Origin of the sequence: Pseudomonas sp. B14(2017) (genome assembly GCF_002113255.1) — a bacterium.
GTDB classification, from domain to species: Bacteria; Pseudomonadota; Gammaproteobacteria; order Pseudomonadales; family Pseudomonadaceae; genus Aquipseudomonas; species Aquipseudomonas putida_Z.
This window is the reverse complement of record NZ_NEJY01000011.1, coordinates 117,968-133,224: the sequence shown is the minus strand read 5'-3', so window position 1 is coordinate 133,224 and position 15,257 is coordinate 117,968. Positions and strand designations below refer to the sequence as shown.

13 protein-coding genes are annotated in these 15,257 nt (G+C 62.9%); 8 read left to right on the top strand and 5 right to left on the bottom strand.

Annotation, left to right across the window (positions count from 1 at the left end; all coding sequences use genetic code 11):
* Positions 1–2: 2 nt before the first annotated feature.
* Positions 3–1,685, bottom strand: coding sequence for an AMP-binding protein (locus CAG34_RS13455; RefSeq protein ID WP_085590511.1), 1,683 nt, complete (start codon positions 1,683–1,685; stop codon positions 3–5).
* Positions 1,686–2,006: 321 nt separating this feature from the next.
* Between CAG34_RS13455 and CAG34_RS13445 the strand changes: the two genes are divergently transcribed.
* The 4 genes from CAG34_RS13445 to CAG34_RS13430 are packed head-to-tail and all read left to right on the top strand — an operon-like array spanning position 2,007 to position 7,565.
* Complete coding sequence (locus CAG34_RS13445; protein WP_025339821.1) at positions 2,007–3,170, top strand: isovaleryl-CoA dehydrogenase; 1,164 nt, start codon at positions 2,007–2,009, stop codon at positions 3,168–3,170.
* A 19-nt stretch (positions 3,171–3,189) separates the two neighbouring features.
* Positions 3,190–4,797 (top strand): carboxyl transferase domain-containing protein, encoded by a 1,608-nt coding sequence (locus CAG34_RS13440; RefSeq protein ID WP_085590509.1) that lies wholly within the window; start codon positions 3,190–3,192, stop codon positions 4,795–4,797.
* Positions 4,798–4,800: 3 nt separating this feature from the next.
* Positions 4,801–5,616: a gamma-carboxygeranoyl-CoA hydratase gene (locus tag CAG34_RS13435; RefSeq protein WP_039613144.1), complete on the top strand. Its 816-nt coding sequence runs from the start codon at positions 4,801–4,803 to the stop codon at positions 5,614–5,616.
* A complete protein-coding gene (locus tag CAG34_RS13430; RefSeq protein WP_085590507.1) occupies positions 5,613–7,565 on the top strand; it encodes an acetyl/propionyl/methylcrotonyl-CoA carboxylase subunit alpha in 1,953 nt (650 codons plus the stop codon). Before CAG34_RS13435 ends, CAG34_RS13430 begins: the two co-directional genes overlap by 4 nt.
* A gap of 132 nt (positions 7,566–7,697) precedes the next feature.
* Here the strand turns inward: CAG34_RS13430 and CAG34_RS13425 are convergent, their stop codons facing one another.
* Both CAG34_RS13425 and CAG34_RS13420 read right to left on the bottom strand, forming a co-directional pair.
* Positions 7,698–8,363 (bottom strand): LexA family transcriptional regulator, encoded by a 666-nt coding sequence (locus CAG34_RS13425; protein WP_178080884.1) that lies wholly within the window; start codon positions 8,361–8,363, stop codon positions 7,698–7,700.
* Between the two features lie 106 nt (positions 8,364–8,469).
* Entirely contained in the window at positions 8,470–9,123 is a 654-nt protein-coding gene (locus CAG34_RS13420; RefSeq protein ID WP_025339826.1) for a LexA family transcriptional regulator, read from the bottom strand.
* A 130-nt stretch (positions 9,124–9,253) separates the two neighbouring features.
* Between CAG34_RS13420 and CAG34_RS13415 the strand changes: the two genes are divergently transcribed.
* Both CAG34_RS13415 and CAG34_RS13410 read left to right on the top strand, forming a co-directional pair.
* A complete protein-coding gene (locus CAG34_RS13415; protein ID WP_025339827.1) occupies positions 9,254–9,565 on the top strand; it encodes a DUF6124 family protein in 312 nt (103 codons plus the stop codon).
* A 437-nt stretch (positions 9,566–10,002) separates the two neighbouring features.
* Positions 10,003–10,518, top strand: a complete 516-nt coding sequence (locus CAG34_RS13410) for a DUF4880 domain-containing protein (protein ID WP_085590503.1) — start codon at positions 10,003–10,005, stop codon at positions 10,516–10,518.
* A gap of 53 nt (positions 10,519–10,571) precedes the next feature.
* Here the strand turns inward: CAG34_RS13410 and CAG34_RS13405 are convergent, their stop codons facing one another.
* Positions 10,572–11,762 carry a Bcr/CflA family efflux MFS transporter gene (locus CAG34_RS13405; RefSeq protein ID WP_085590500.1) on the bottom strand — a complete coding sequence of 397 codons (1,191 nt, stop codon included), beginning with the start codon at positions 11,760–11,762 and terminating at the stop codon, positions 10,572–10,574.
* Positions 11,763–12,001: 239 nt separating this feature from the next.
* Positions 12,002–12,922 carry a LysR substrate-binding domain-containing protein gene (locus CAG34_RS13400; RefSeq protein ID WP_085590498.1) on the bottom strand — a complete coding sequence of 307 codons (921 nt, stop codon included), beginning with the start codon at positions 12,920–12,922 and terminating at the stop codon, positions 12,002–12,004.
* A 197-nt stretch (positions 12,923–13,119) separates the two neighbouring features.
* On the opposite strand from CAG34_RS13400, the gene CAG34_RS13395 reads away from it, so the two are divergent.
* Entirely contained in the window at positions 13,120–13,869 is a 750-nt protein-coding gene (locus CAG34_RS13395) for an SDR family NAD(P)-dependent oxidoreductase (protein WP_013973349.1), read from the top strand.
* A 75-nt stretch (positions 13,870–13,944) separates the two neighbouring features.
* Entirely contained in the window at positions 13,945–15,243 is a 1,299-nt protein-coding gene (locus CAG34_RS13390) for an MFS transporter (protein WP_025339858.1), read from the top strand.
* Positions 15,244–15,257 lie beyond the last annotated feature (14 nt).

The following is a 15,257-nucleotide window of genomic DNA, read 5'->3' as shown; positions in this document are numbered from 1 at the left end:
CATCAACCAGCAGTTAAAGCCGATATCTCCGCCACACTAATCTCCCGCATGCGGAACTTCTGCACCTTGCCGGTCACCGTCATCGGGTACTCGTCGACAAAGCGGATATGCCGCGGCACCTTGAAGTGGGCAATGCGCGCCTTGCACCAGCCCTGCAACTCTTCGACCGTGGCACTGTGCCCTGGGTGCAGCTTGATCCAGGCGACGATCTCCTCGCCATAACGGCTGCACGGGATGCCGATCACCTGCGCATCAGCCACGGCCGGGTGGGTGTAGAAGAACTCTTCCAGTTCACGCGGGTAGATGTTCTCGCCGCCGCGAATGATCATGTCCTTGTTGCGCCCGACAATGCGCACGTAGCCGTGCTCGTCCATCACCGCCAGGTCGCCCGAATGCATCCAGCCGGCCGGGTCGATGGCATCTGCCGTGGCCTGGGGGTTGTCCCAGTAGCCGAGCATCACGCTGTAGCCGCGGGTGCACAGCTCGCCGATCTCGCCGCGCGGGACGATGCAGCCGTCGGCGTCCACCAGCTTGTTCTCCAGCTGCGGCTGGGTGCGGCCGACGGTGGTCACGCGCAGCTCCAGGTCGTCGTCCGGGCCGGTCTGCAACGACACCGGGCTGGTTTCGGTCATGCCGTAGGCGATCTGCACTTCGGCCATGTGCATCTGGTCGATGACCCGGCGCATCACCTCGATCGGGCAAGTGGCGCCGGCCATGATGCCGCTGCGCAGGGTCGACAGGTCCATTTGCGCGCGCGCGGGGTGGTCGAGCATGGCGATGAACATGGTTGGCACGCCATAGAGAATGCTCGCGCGCTCTTCGGCCACGGCGCGCAGGGTGAGCTCGGCGTCGAAGGCGTCGTTGGGGTAGATCATGGTGCTGCCGTGGGTGATGCAGCCGAGGTTGGCCATGACCATGCCGAAGCAGTGGTACAGCGGCACCGGGATCACCATGCGGTCGCGCGCAGTCAGGCCCAGGCTTTCGCCGACCATCAAGCCGTTGTTGAGGATGTTGTAGTGGCTGAGCGTGGCGCCCTTCGGTGCGCCGGTGGTGCCGGAGGTGTACTGGATGTTCACCGGCTGGTCGAACTGCAGGCTTTGCTGGCGCTTCGCGTAAGCCTCGACGGAGGTCTGCCCTGCCCGCTCGGCCAGCGCTTGCCAAGGCAGGAAGCCTGCCGGCGGGTTGGCGGCCAGGCTGACCACACCGCGCAGGTCGGGCAGGCGTTCACTGGCCATTTCACCCGGGGTGGCACTGGCCAGCTCCGGCGCCAGTTCCTGGACCATGGCGTGGTAATCGGACGTCTTGAAGGCATCGGCACACACCAGCCAGCGGCAACCGGACTGGCGCAGCACGTATTCCAGCTCGCCCACGCGGTAGGCCGGGTTGATGTTGACCAGAATCGCGCCGACCTTGGCGCTGGCCAGCTGCAGGATGCACCACTGGGCGCAGTTGGGCGACCAGATGCCGACCCGATCGCCGGTGTTCACGCCCAGGGTCATCAGGGCACGAGCATGCACCTCGACCTGCTCGGCCAACTGCCGCCAGCTGTAGCGCAGGCCCTGATGGCGCGACACCAGGGCCTCGCCGTCGGCACAACGGGCCACGGTGGCGTCGAAGGCCTGGCCGATGGTCTGGGTCAGCAAGGCTTGGTCCTGGCGACCGCGGGTATAGCTTGGTTGACTCATGGGTGTCCCTTCTTGTGGTTGTTCTGGGCACGACTGAAGCAAGCGGGAATACTCTGGCGCAGATTTACGTTTACGTAAAGGTGATGAGTCGATTGACAGTGAGCGCATGCAGGTTTACGTTAACGTAAAGGTGAAAACGACATCGGGTTTGTCGGCGCACCACCGACCCTGTGGGAGCGGGTTTACCCGCGAATGCGATCATCCAGGCAATGACGGTGGCCCTGCTGACGTATTCGCGGGTAAACCCGCTCCCACAGGGCCGGTGGATAGCCCTTGAGCTACGGTGTTACCCAATTTCAAGAACAAGAAGGTGCCCCCAGCATGCATTACCCCACCCTGAACTTCGCCCTGGGCGAAACCATCGACATGCTCCGCGACCAGGTGCGCACCTTCGTCGCCGCCGAACTGGCCCCGCGCGCCGCGCAAATCGACCACGACAACCTGTTCCCGGCCGACATGTGGCGCAAGTTCGGCGACATGGGCCTGCTGGGCATCACCGTGCCGGAAGAATACGGCGGCGCCGGCCTGGGCTACCTGGCCCACGTGGTGTCGATGGAAGAAATCAGCCGTGGCTCGGCCTCGGTGGCCCTGTCCTACGGTGCCCACTCCAATCTCTGCGTCAACCAGATCAACCGCAACGGCAGCCACGAGCAGAAGCTCAAGTACCTGCCCAAGCTGATCAGCGGCGAGCACATCGGCGCCCTGGCCATGAGCGAGCCCAACGCCGGTTCCGACGTGGTGTCGATGAAGCTGCGCGCGGAAAAGCGCGGCGACCACTACGTGCTCAACGGCAGCAAGACCTGGATCACCAACGGCCCGGACGCCAACACCTACGTGATCTACGCCAAGACCGACCTGGACAAGGGTGCGCACGGCATCACCGCGTTCATCGTCGAGCGTGACTGGAAAGGCTTCAGCCGCAGCAACAAGTTCGACAAGCTGGGCATGCGTGGCTCCAACACCTGCGAGCTGTTCTTCGACGGCGTCGAAGTACCGGAAGAAAACATCCTCGGCCAGCTCAATGGTGGCGTGCGCGTGCTGATGAGCGGCCTGGACTACGAGCGCGTGGTACTGTCCGGCGGCCCGACCGGCATCATGCAAAGCTGCATGGACCTGGTTGTGCCCTACATTCACGACCGCAAGCAGTTCGGCCAGAGCATCGGCGAGTTCCAGCTGATTCAGGGCAAGATCGCCGACATGTACACCCAGCTCAACGCCAGCCGTGCCTACCTGTATGCCGTGGCCCAGGCCTGCGACCGTGGCGAGACCACCCGCAAGGACGCCGCCGGGGTGATCCTGTACACCGCCGAGCGCGCCACGCAAATGGCCCTGGAGGCGATCCAGATTCTCGGTGGCAACGGCTATATCAACGAATTCCCGGCGGGCCGCCTGCTGCGCGACGCCAAGCTGTACGAGATCGGTGCCGGCACCAGCGAAATCCGCCGGATGCTGATCGGCCGCGAACTGTTCAACGAAACCCGCTGAGCACAAGGGACGGGCGCACATGGCTACCTTGCACACCCAGATCAACCCGCGTTCGGCGGAGTTCGCCGGCAACAGCGCGGCCATGCTCGAACAGGTCCAGGCCCTGCGCGGCCTGCTCGCCCAAGTGGCCCAGGGCGGTGGGCCCAAGGCTCAGGAGCGGCACACTTCGCGTGGCAAGCTGCTGCCGCGCGAGCGTATCGACCGCCTGCTGGACCCGGGCTCGCCGTTCCTCGAAATCGGCCAACTGGCTGCCCATGAGGTATATGGCGAAGATGTGCCCGCTGCGGGCGTGATCGCCGGCATCGGCCGCGTCGAAGGCGTGGAATGCATGATCGTGGCCAACGACGCCACGGTCAAAGGCGGCTCCTACTACCCGCTGACGGTGAAGAAGCACCTGCGTGCGCAGACCATCGCCCTGCAGAACCGCCTGCCGTGCATCTACCTGGTGGACTCCGGCGGCGCCAACCTGCCACGCCAGGACGAAGTGTTCCCCGACCGCGAACACTTCGGGCGGATCTTCTTCAACCAGGCCAACATGAGCGCACTGGGCATTCCGCAGATTGCCGTGGTGATGGGCTCGTGCACTGCCGGCGGTGCCTACGTGCCCGCGATGGCCGACGAAGCGATCATGGTGCGCCAGCAAGCGACCATCTTCCTCGCCGGCCCCCCACTGGTAAAGGCCGCCACCGGTGAAGTGGTGAGCGCCGAAGACCTCGGCGGCGCCGATGTGCACTGCCGCACCAGCGGCGTGGCCGACCACTATGCCGACAACGACGAACACGCCCTGGCCCTGGCCCGACGCAGCGTGGCCAACATCAACTGGCACAAGCTGGGCAAGCTGCAGCGCCTGGCCCCGGTGGCACCGCTGTATGCCGCCGATGAGCTGTATGGCGTGGTGCCGGCCGACGCCAAGCAACCGTTCGACGTGCGCGAGGTGATCGCGCGCCTGGTCGACGGCTCGGTGTTCGACGAGTTCAAGGCGCTGTTCGGTACCACCCTGGTGTGCGGCTTCGCCCACCTGCACGGCTACCCGGTGGCGATCCTGGCCAACAACGGCATCCTGTTCGCCGAAGCGGCGCAAAAGGGCGCGCACTTCATCGAACTGGCCTGCCAGCGCGGCATCCCGCTGCTGTTCCTGCAGAACATCACCGGCTTCATGGTCGGCAAGAAGTACGAAGAAGGCGGCATCGCCAAGCACGGCGCCAAGCTGGTCACTGCCGTGGCCTGCGCCCAGGTGCCGAAGTTTACGGTGATCATTGGCGGCAGCTTTGGCGCCGGCAACTACGGCATGTGCGGCCGTGCCTACGACCCGCGCTTCCTGTGGATGTGGCCCAACGCGCGGATTGGCGTGATGGGGGCCGAACAGGCCGCCGGCGTGCTGGCCCAGGTCAAGCGCGAACAGAGCGAGCGCAGTGGCCACCCGTTCAGCGCCGAAGACGAAGCCCGGCTCAAACAGCCGATCCTCGACCAGTACGAGCACCAGGGCCACCCCTACTACTCCAGCGCCCGCCTGTGGGACGACGGTGTCATCGACCCGGCACAGACCCGCGACGTGCTCGGCCTGGCGTTGTCCGCCGCGCTGAACGCACCGATCGAACAGAGCCGCTTCGGCATTTTCCGGATGTGACCCATGAGCGATTTCAGCACCCTCGAAGTGATCCGCGACCCGCGCGGCTTCGCCACCCTGTGGCTGAGCCGCGAGGACAAGAACAACGCCTTCAACGCCTTGATGATCCGCGAGCTGATCGTCGCCCTCGACCAGTTGGCCGAGGACGCCAGCCTGCGCTTCGTGCTGTTGCGCGGCCGCGGCCGGCACTTCAGCGCCGGCGCCGACCTGGCCTGGATGCAGCAGTCGGCGCAGCTGGACTTCAACACCAACCTGGATGATGCCCGCGAGCTGGGCGAGCTTATGTACGCCCTGCACCGCCTCAAGGCGCCGACCCTGGCCGTGGTGCAAGGCGCGGCCTTTGGTGGCGCGCTGGGCCTGATCAGCTGCTGCGACATGGCCATCGGCGCCGAAGACGCCCAGCTGTGCCTGTCGGAAGTACGCATCGGCCTGGCCCCGGCAGTGATCAGCCCGTTCGTGGTCAAGGCCATCGGCGAGCGTGCCGCGCGCCGCTATGCCCTCACCGCCGAGCGTTTCAGCGGCGTGCGGGCCCGCGAGCTGGGCCTGCTGGCCGAGGTCTACCCGGCCAGCGAACTGGACGCCCAGGTCGAAGCCTGGGTGAGCAACCTGCTGCAGAACAGCCCGCAAGCGCTGCGCGCCACCAAGGACCTGCTGCGTGAAGTGGACGACGGTGAACTCAGCCCGGCCCTGCGCCGCTACTGCGAAAACACCATCGCCCGCATCCGCGTCAGCGCCGAAGGCCAGGAGGGCCTGCGCGCCTTCCTGGAAAAACGCCGCCCCGCCTGGCAAACCGACGACAAGAAGGAGCCGCGCCCATGAGCCGCCCCGCTTTGACCACCCTGCTGGTCGCCAACCGCGGCGAAATCGCCTGCCGGGTGATGCGCACCGCCAAGGCCATGGGCCTGACCACCGTGGCCGTGCACAGCGCCACCGACCGTGATGCCCGGCACAGCCGCGAAGCCGATATCCGCGTCGACCTCGGCGGCACCAAGGCTGCCGAAAGCTACCTGCTGGTCGACAAGCTGCTGGCCGCAGCCAAGGCCAGCGGCGCCCAGGCCATCCACCCGGGCTATGGCTTCCTGTCCGAGAACGCAGGCTTCGCCCGCGCCATCGAAGAGGCCGGGTTGATCTTCCTCGGCCCACCGGCCAGCGCCATCGACGCCATGGGCAGCAAGTCGGCGGCCAAGGCACTGATGGAAGCCGCTGGCGTGCCACTGGTGCCGGGCTACCACGGCGAAGCCCAGGACCTGGACACCTTCCGCGCCGCCGCCGAACGCATCGGCTACCCGGTGCTGCTCAAGGCCAGCGCCGGCGGCGGTGGCAAGGGCATGAAAGTGGTCGAGGAAGAAAGCCAGCTGGCCGATGCCCTGGCCTCGGCCCAGCGTGAGGCGCAGTCGTCGTTCGGCGATGCGCGCATGCTGGTGGAAAAGTACGTGCTCAAGCCGCGCCATGTGGAAATCCAGGTATTCGCCGACCAGCACGGCAACTGCCTGTACCTCAACGAGCGTGACTGTTCGATCCAGCGCCGCCACCAGAAGGTGGTGGAAGAAGCCCCTGCGCCAGGCCTGTCAGCCGAATTGCGCCGGGCCATGGGTGAAGCGGCAGTACGCGCGGCCCAGGCCATCGGCTACGTGGGCGCCGGCACCGTGGAGTTCCTGCTCGATGCCCGTGGCGAGTTCTTCTTCATGGAGATGAACACCCGCCTGCAGGTGGAGCACCCGGTCACCGAGGCCATTACCGGGCTCGATCTGGTGGCCTGGCAGATTCGCGTGGCCTGCGGCGAGGCCCTGCCGATCACCCAGGAACTGGTGCCGCTGATCGGCCATGCCATCGAAGTGCGCCTGTATGCCGAGGACCCGGCCAACGAATTCCTGCCCGCGACCGGCAAGCTGGCGCTGTACCGCGAGTCGGCAGCCGGCGAAGGGCGACGGGTGGACAGCGGGGTCAGCGAAGGTGATGTGGTGTCGCCATTCTACGACCCGATGCTGGGCAAGCTGATCGCCTGGGGGGAAGACCGCGAGCAGGCGCGCCTGCGCTTGCTGACCATGCTCGACGAGTTTGCCATTGGCGGGTTGAAGACCAACATCGCCTTCCTGCGGCGCATTCTCGCCCACCCGGCGTTTGCTGCCGCGGAGTTGGATACTGGCTTCATTCCGCGTCACCAGGAGGTTTTGCTGCCTGCGCCTCAAGCGCTGCCGGCAGGCTTCTGGGAAGCCGCGGCCGAGGCCTGGTTGCAGGGCCAGGCCGCACACCAGCGAGAGGACGACCGCAGTTCACCGTGGGCCGAGCGCAACGGCCTGCGCCTGGGCCTGCCGGCGCGCAGCAGCCTGCACCTGGCGAGTGGCGGGCAGGACCAGGCAGTTGCCTTGGAGCGCAGCGCAGCGTCTACCTGGCAACTGGTGGGCGAGCAGTTGGTGCATGACCAGGCGGGTGTGCGACGCCAGCATCTGGCGATCCGCCGCGGTGGCACGCTCTACTTGCAGTGGGATGGCGAGATGCATGCCATCGAAGCCTTCGACCCGATCGCCGAGGCCGAGGCCAGCCACAGCCACCAGGGCGGCCTGGGCGCGCCCATGAACGGCAGCATCGTGCGGGTGCTGGTGGAGCCTGGGCAGGTGGTGGAAGCAGGTACGGCGCTGGTAGTGCTGGAGGCCATGAAGATGGAGCACAGCATTCGCGCGCCGCATGGCGGCACTGTGAAGGCGTTGTTCTGCCAGGAAGGGGATATGGTCAGCGAAGGGACGGTGCTGGTCGAGTTGGCGGAGTAGTGCCAGCGGGGGCGCCTTGCGCCCCATCGCCGGCAAGCCAGCTCCCACCCCGACCGCATGGAATTTCCCGCCGGGCGCCGTACCTGTGGGAGCTGGCTTGCCGGCGATGGGCTGCGCAGCAGCCCCGGCAATCTAGAAGGAGCCATGCACTCGCACGACCACACCCAGAAACTCGCAGCCTTCCTCACACAACAGCGCCGGGTAGTTGCTGTTGAGTGCCTTCAGGTACCGTTGCCCACCTTCCTCCGCCAACTCACGGAAAATCGCCGGTTTGCCCGGCTGACGAGCGATAACCAGACGCCCTGGCTCGGCATCTACCCCAGGGTCCACCAACATCCGCATGCCCTGCGGCACACTGCGGCCACTGGCGGCACTCATCGCATCATTCTCGACAGTCAGCCAGAACGCCTTGCCTTGGGCCAGGTAGTCCGTCTGCTCGAACACACCTGGCTCCTCCCCCTCTGCGATACCTAGCTCATCCCAGCCCAGCACCGGGTAGCGGAAGCACACGATGTATTGCATGAGGTCCAGGTCATCATCGGAGTCATCGACCTCGTAAACGCTCCGCTCCCCGACAACCTGCCCCTGAATGCGCAGCTGCAAGCTGACGATATAGTGCGGCATGCCAATTTCGATGAGGGTGCGGTTCATCGACTCGATCTTCGGCTGCCGCCGCTTGTTCACCCAATGCCCCACGCTGCCTTGAGACACGCCAACGCGCTCGGCAAGCTGCTCTTGAGTGAGCCCTAGCTCCTCCATCCGGTCACGGACCAGGGCAATCCATCTATCCATATTCATCACTGCCATCAGCCTCCTGCAAAGGCGCGCGTCTCGATCGAACCCACTGCGGCCGCTGTAGGAGCGGCCTTGTGTCGCGACAGGGCTGCACAGCACCCCCGGCAAGCTAGAAGACCCCATGCCCCCGCACGACCACACCCAGAAATTCGCAGCCGTCTTCACACAGGACTGTCGGATAGCGGGTATTCAGCGGTTTGAGCATCCTGTCTCCGCCCTCCTCGACCAACTGCCGCAACACTGCCGGCCGCCCGGGCTGCCGCGCAATCACCAACCGGCCTGGCTCTGCCGGCAGGCCAGTATCCACCAGCACACGCATACCCTCAGGTATGCTCCTGCCACTGGCGGCATTCATCGAGTCGTTTTCCACCACCAACCAGAACGCATTGCCAGCGGGCATGTAGTCAGTCTGTTCGTGGGCCTTGCTTGTTTCTGGCAAGGCCCCCTGCAAGTCAGCCCAACTCAGCACCGGGAAGCGAAAGCTCGCGTAAAGCAATGCTTCTGCCGAAACCGGCTGCTCGGCCGCATAGTGACCAGGCGATTCGCGCACGATATCGCGCTCCACCACCATGACTTGGGCTTCCAGAAACACCAGCCCAAGCTTTTCGAGCTTTTCGTTGATGGTTTCCAGCGTCGGCCGCCGCGTGCCACGCAGCCAATGCCCCACGCCCCCCTGAGTCATGCCCAGGCGCTCGGCCAGCTTGAGCTGGCTGAGATTGTGTTCGCGCTTGTAGCGCTTGAGAAATGCGTTCCAGTTTTCCATGAGCGGCAACAATACGGACTGTATTACTCGCAGCAATACACAATCTGAATTATTTATTTTGAGATAGATAGTACAGACTGACCTATCCTCTGATTCCTGTGTGTTTGAAGGGAAATCAGAAGGTATCGCGATGAAACCACCGAAAAACGACGAAACAGATCTCGACAGCGAAGCCGCCCGCCGCGCCCTCGACTACTACCTCAACCCCAACCCGCCGCGCCCCACCCTGGACAACAGGATCTGGACCCTGCACGAGGGTGTAACCGGCGACCAGGCCCAGGAACACGCCATCGCCCTGCTGCGCTGCGCCGCCGCCACCGCGCAGGAAACCGCCACCCACCAGCACGGCAGCCAGCGCGAACTGACCTTTGCCCTGATGCACATGATGGACATGGCGCGCGCACTGCTCGAGCACAAACGCACCGTGGAGTCGGGTTTGTAAGCAGGAAAGAAGGGAGAGAACGTGATGGCCGGGTAACGGCGAAGGCCCCGATTGCCGGGACAAGGAAGCGCACCGGTAAAACTTTTTTACCGGATTAGCGAAAATTCATTTGACTGGCAAATGATAACGATTATTATTGCACTCAGCTGATCGCGAGATCTGCTGGATAACCTGGAGCTTAGGTCGCTCTCAGATTATCTCCTCATCAGGCTAATCACGGTTTTTGACCCAGCTTTTTGCTGGGTCTTTTTTTTGGCTCTTCAGGCTAATGAAGATCGTGATGGCGCGCATGATAGCAAAGGTGTTTCAGAGCGTGAACGCTCATTACAAAACTTTGCGGAATCAGCACTTGAGAATCAATCTCGTTTAACCTACGCTGATCACGCATCACGGAAGATGCCCCCATCCCTCCCCCTCCATAGAGCAAGGAGCTGTCCATGAGCCGTCTGCTGCTGCCCCTTGAGCACCCAACCCCTGTTGCCGAACATCATGCCGACCACGCCCTGCTGCACGCCCTGAAACGCCTGCCACGGCGTGTGCAACAAGTATTCCTGCTCAACCGCCTCGACCAACTGGACTTCGCCAGCATCGCCGCCCGCCTCGACCTGCCATTGGCGAGCATCGAGCGGCACATGGACCAGGCACTGCAGGCCGGTCGCTCGCGCCGGGATGTGCTGGCGAGTGTTGCCGGGCAATGGTATGTGCGCTTGCAGAGCCCACAGGTGACGGCATGCGAGCGGATCGATTTTCGCCGTTGGCTGGATGCGGACATGGCGAATCTGCAAGCGTTTCATGACACGGAACTGCACTGGCGTAGCCTGTTGGCACCGGCACGGCAGCTGGGCCAGGATGGTTGGTACCGGCAAGGTCGGGCGGCACTGTCGTTGGGCGGCTGTTCGGTTGCGGTCGGGCTTGGCGTAGCGGCGTTGGTACTGTTTGGTTTCTGGGCCTGATCAACACCTGCGCTACACCGTAATCATTTTCACCGCGGATGGCTCGTTTGTTATCAAGTTCGAGTGCTGGTCAGCGTTTCCGTCAGGCATGCAAGCAGTAGCCATCCGCACAAACTGACACCCAGGAACAGAAGCGCCAGGCTCATCGGCAGTTCGCTTTCGACGCCCGCAACCAGACTGCCGGCCAAACCACCACCTGCGAACAACAATGTCGTATTGAGCGACGCTGCCGCACCGGCTTGCTGCGGGTAACGCGCCAGGGCCTGGGTCGTCGCAGCAGGACGCACCAGCGTTGTCCCCGTCGTGCAGATGATCATCGGCAGCAGAAGGCCCGCCACCGTCAGTCCCGCTACCTGCTCCCAGACCAACAGCGTGATACCCCCGGCAGCTATGAGCAGGAATCCTGTCTTGATCTGAACCTGCGGGGTTACGCGGTTGTTCAAATAGGTCGCGGCTACTCCGCCAGCGATATACGCAAGCCCATAGGCGATAAATACCACCGAGAATTGATATGGCGTCAGCCCCAGGCTGTCCATCAACGCCAATGGCGCGACCACGATGAAGGAAAAATGGCAGGCAAACGCGAGGCTGGACAGCAGGGAGTGCGCAAGATAGGTCGTATCACGCAGCATGACCCAATAGCTGCGCATGCCCGAAGTACGGCCTCGCGATGCAGGCGTGTCCTGCAACAGTGCATACGAAAGACATGAAACGATCACGGCGATGAAAGCGAATACCGTAAAGCTGCCCTTCCAGCCAAAGGATTGTTGGAGAAAAGCGCCTGCGACCGGTGACAACGAGATGAACAGCCCACTTGCGCTGGTCAGCAGGATACGCATGGCATTGCGCTGTTTTCCACTGTACAGATCCTGCACGAGCGCCTGGCCCAGCACGAAACTCCCGCAACCCAGGGCCTGCAACAAACGGAACGCCATGAACGTCTCATAGCGGGTTGAAAGTACACAACCCACTGCCCCTGCAATGGACACTCCCAACCCAGCGAGCAACAACCGCTTGCGCCCCATGCCATCCGACAATGGCCCGATCACGATTTGCGCCAGGGCGACACCAAACGCAAAGAAGCTCACCGAGTAGGCTATCTGCTTTGGCTCGACGTGAAACTCGCCTGCGAGCGCCGGGAATGACGGCAGGATCACATCCAGAGGGAATACGCCCAATAGACACAATAGAATCAGCAAGGCCGAGCGCAGAAAGCTAGTGAACGAACCCAAGGGCTGATTCACGCTACCAACCCCGCCTTCTTGTATTGCCGGAAGTAGTCACTGGAATCTCCATGGAAGCGCCGAGCCCTGATGGTAGCGAGACCCTGAAGATGTACAACCCGAACCGGGCAGCGAAACTTCCGATAGAGTTGTAGGGCTTTTCCCTTGCCACTTATCACCGTTGAGTTCTGGTGCTATCCAGCCTTCTGCTGACTTGATAGCCGGCCCCTACCGCAGTTCATCTGTTGTGCAAACTGCTCTCAGTAGTTGAAGTCATGACCGAGCTGGCCCTGCACCCATTCAAGGAATTGTCGAACCCTGGGGGTTTCAGCATGGCCTCGCGGAAATACCAGGTGGTGGGCACTGACGGGCGTCGCCAAGTCTTCCGCAAATACCGGTACCAACTCGCCCCGGGCGATATAGTCCTGCGCCAGCAGGGAACTCTCCAAGGCCAACCCATACCCATGGCTGGCGGCCTCCAGGCTCATGTAGGAGCGATCGAAGCTCAGGGCGTAGGGGGTTTGTGGCAACGCCACGCCTTGCTGGGCGAACCATTGGGGCCATTGCACCAATGCGGCTTCCGACAGGATCAGGTTCTGCCCCAGCAGATCACCCGGCTGCTTGATAGGCGTACGCTCCAGAAGCTGTGGCGAGGCCAGCACAGTTGCACGTTCATGCCGGATGGTGCGCACTTCCAGGCTGGGCCAGTTGGGGTAGCCATGACGGATATCCAGATCGATCTGATGGCGGCCGAAGTGCAGCGACTCGTAGGAGCACGACAGGTTGATCTGGATCTGCGGATGACTGTTACGAAAATGGTCCAGGCGCGGCAGCAACCAAAGCAGGCCGAAGCTGGGCGCGGAATGAAGCCGCAAGCAATCGAAGCCCACCGAGTTGCCGGCGCGCTCGGTGGCCGTAGCCAAGCTTTGCAATATGCCTGACACCTCGCGCAGGTACTGCTCTCCGGCCGGGGTCAATGCAACACCGCGCGCTTCGCGAATGAACAATGGACGACCGATCAAGGCTTCCAGATTAGCGATCTGGTGGCTCACCGCAGAGGGCGTGAGGTTCAACTGCTCTGCGGCCCGTGCAACGTTGGCGAAGCGAGCGACTTGCTCAAAGGCCTGAATTGCTTTCAGGGAAGGGATCTGAGGCGATTTTCTGAGGATGTCCAGGCTCATGACCATTTCCTGAAAGATTCGAAGCGATGCCAAGGCTTTTACCTTCCTGTAAGCCCAAGGCACAAGTCGAGGGCTGAATTTTTTTCAGCACCGGGTGAAGGAGGCAGCGTTGCTCGGGGTGCTGTCCCGGACGAAGCTGTGCCTATCGGTTCTGCCGGAACCGCCGCTCACAACAACAACCATCTGGAGCACCTTCGATGCTGTTAACAGGAAAATTTGCCGTGATCACTGGCGCGGCCTCTGCCCGCGGTATCGGCCGCGCAACAGCCCAGGCGTTTGCCGCTCAGGGCGCCAAAGTCGCGATCCTGGACCTGGACGCCTCTGCCGCAACCGAGGCTGCCGCTTCACTCGGCGAAGGCCACCTCGGCGTGGCTGCCAACGTTGCCGATGAAGCACAAGTGCGTGATGCCATCGCTCAAGTGCTCGCGCAATTCGGCCGGATCGACGTGCTGGTAAACAACGCCGGCATCACTCAACCGGTGAAAACCCTGGAAATCACAGGGGCTGACTATGACCGGATTCTCAACGTGAACCTTCGTGGCACCTTGCTGATGTCCCAGGCGGTGATCCCAACCATGCGGGCGCAACGCGCTGGCAGCATCATCTGCATGTCTTCTGTGTCTGCCCAGCGTGGTGGCGGCATCTTCGGTGGCCCTCACTACAGCGCGGCGAAGGCTGGCGTGCTTGGATTGGGCAAGGCGATGGCCCGTGAACTGGGACCGGACAATATTCGCGTCAACTCGATCACACCAGGCCTGATTCACACTGACATCACCGGTGGTCTCATGCAGGATGAGCGCCGCCACGCCATCATCGAAGGCATCCCGCTGGGCCGCCTGGGTGAGGCGCGCGATGTCGCCAATGCGGCTTTGTTCCTGGCCAGTGACCTGTCCAGCTACCTGACGGGCATTACCCTGGATGTCAACGGCGGGATGCTGATCCACTGAGCACCCGGTGCATCGTGACCTGCACCCGAGCCCGGCGCAGGCCACGCGTTCGATAACAACAAGAGATCAGAACGAATGACCACATTAGCGCTCGATGCGGTATCCGCCGCGCGCAGCAGTGCCTACCGTAAAACGGCCTGGCGACTGATGCCTTTTCTCATGCTCTGCTACCTGTGCGCCTATCTGGACAGGGTCAATGTCGGCTTTGCGAAGCTGCAGATGATGGACGACCTGGCCCTTTCCGAAGCGGTCTACGGACTGGGCGCCGGCATGTTCTTCATTGGCTATTTTCTCTGCGAGGTGCCCAGCAACATCATTCTGCACAAAGTGGGCGCTCGACGCTGGATCGCTCGCATCATGATCACCTGGGGCATCATCTCGGCGATGTTCGCCCTGGTGGAGACAGCCTGGCAATTCTATACCCTGCGGTTTTTGCTGGGGATCGCCGAAGCAGGCCTGGCACCAGGGCTTCTGCTGTACCTGACCTATTGGTTCCCGTCTTACCGCCGGGCAAAGATGACCGCGCTGTGGTTCATCGCGATTCCGCTCTCGGGCATGGTCGGTGGCCCCTTGTCGGGTTGGATCATGGAGCGCTTTGCCGGCGTTCACGGCTGGGCGGGCTGGCAGTGGATGTTCCTGCTCGAAGCCATCCCAACGGTACTGGTGGGCGTTCTGGTGCTGAGCTACCTGAAGGATGGCGTCGATCAGGCTCACTGGTTGAGCGACGAAGAAAAAGCCTTGGTGCGCAAGGAACTGGCTGAAGACGAGCAACACAAGGTAAACCACGGCTCGGTGGCCGACTTCATCCGCGACCGTCGGCTCTGGTTGCTGGCGGGCATCTACTTCTGCGTAGTGATGGGCCAGTACGCAATCACGTTCTGGCTACCCACACTGGTACGTAATGCCGGCGTCAGCGAACCTTTGCACATCGGCCTGCTGACCAGCCTGCCGTACCTGTGTGCCATCGTCGCGATGCTGTGGGCCGGGCGCAGCGGCGACCGTCACCGTGAACGCCGCTGGCATCTGGCGATCCCCATGCTGATCGGCGCACTGGGCCTGAGCCTCGCCGCAGCACTGGGCAGCAGCCTGACGCTTTCGATCCTCAGCCTGTGCCTCGCAGCGGCTGGAGTGCTATCCGCCTCTTCACTGTTCTGGATGCTGCCCACCACGCTGCTGGGAGGTGTATCGGCGGCGGCAGGCATCGCTGCGGTGAACAGTTTCGCCAACCTTGCCGGCTTCTGCTCGCCGTACCTGATCGGCTGGGTCACTACCACCTTGGGCAGCAATGCCATCGGCATGTATCTCATCACGGCCGTACTCATGTTTGGCGCCTTCCTGGTGTCACGAGTACCGGCTCATCTGGTCAATCGTTGATTCGATAAAGGAGT

Excerpts from the sequence above, each read along its gene's own strand:
- CAG34_RS13455 (WP_085590511.1), bottom strand. The coding sequence starts at position 1,685 with ATGAGTCAACCAAGCTATACCCGCGGTCGCCAGGACCAAGCCTTGCTG.
- CAG34_RS13445 (WP_025339821.1), top strand. The coding sequence starts at position 2,007 with ATGCATTACCCCACCCTGAACTTCGCCCTGGGCGAAACCATCGACATG.
- CAG34_RS13440 (WP_085590509.1), top strand. The coding sequence starts at position 3,190 with ATGGCTACCTTGCACACCCAGATCAACCCGCGTTCGGCGGAGTTCGCC.
- CAG34_RS13435 (WP_039613144.1), top strand. The coding sequence starts at position 4,801 with ATGAGCGATTTCAGCACCCTCGAAGTGATCCGCGACCCGCGCGGCTTC.
- CAG34_RS13430 (WP_085590507.1), top strand. The coding sequence starts at position 5,613 with ATGAGCCGCCCCGCTTTGACCACCCTGCTGGTCGCCAACCGCGGCGAA.
- CAG34_RS13425 (WP_178080884.1), bottom strand. The coding sequence starts at position 8,363 with ATGAATATGGATAGATGGATTGCCCTGGTCCGTGACCGGATGGAGGAG.
- CAG34_RS13420 (WP_025339826.1), bottom strand. The coding sequence starts at position 9,123 with ATGGAAAACTGGAACGCATTTCTCAAGCGCTACAAGCGCGAACACAAT.
- CAG34_RS13415 (WP_025339827.1), top strand. The coding sequence starts at position 9,254 with ATGAAACCACCGAAAAACGACGAAACAGATCTCGACAGCGAAGCCGCC.
- CAG34_RS13410 (WP_085590503.1), top strand. The coding sequence starts at position 10,003 with ATGAGCCGTCTGCTGCTGCCCCTTGAGCACCCAACCCCTGTTGCCGAA.
- CAG34_RS13400 (WP_085590498.1), bottom strand. The coding sequence starts at position 12,922 with ATGAGCCTGGACATCCTCAGAAAATCGCCTCAGATCCCTTCCCTGAAA.
- CAG34_RS13395 (WP_013973349.1), top strand. The coding sequence starts at position 13,120 with ATGCTGTTAACAGGAAAATTTGCCGTGATCACTGGCGCGGCCTCTGCC.
- CAG34_RS13390 (WP_025339858.1), top strand. The coding sequence starts at position 13,945 with ATGACCACATTAGCGCTCGATGCGGTATCCGCCGCGCGCAGCAGTGCC.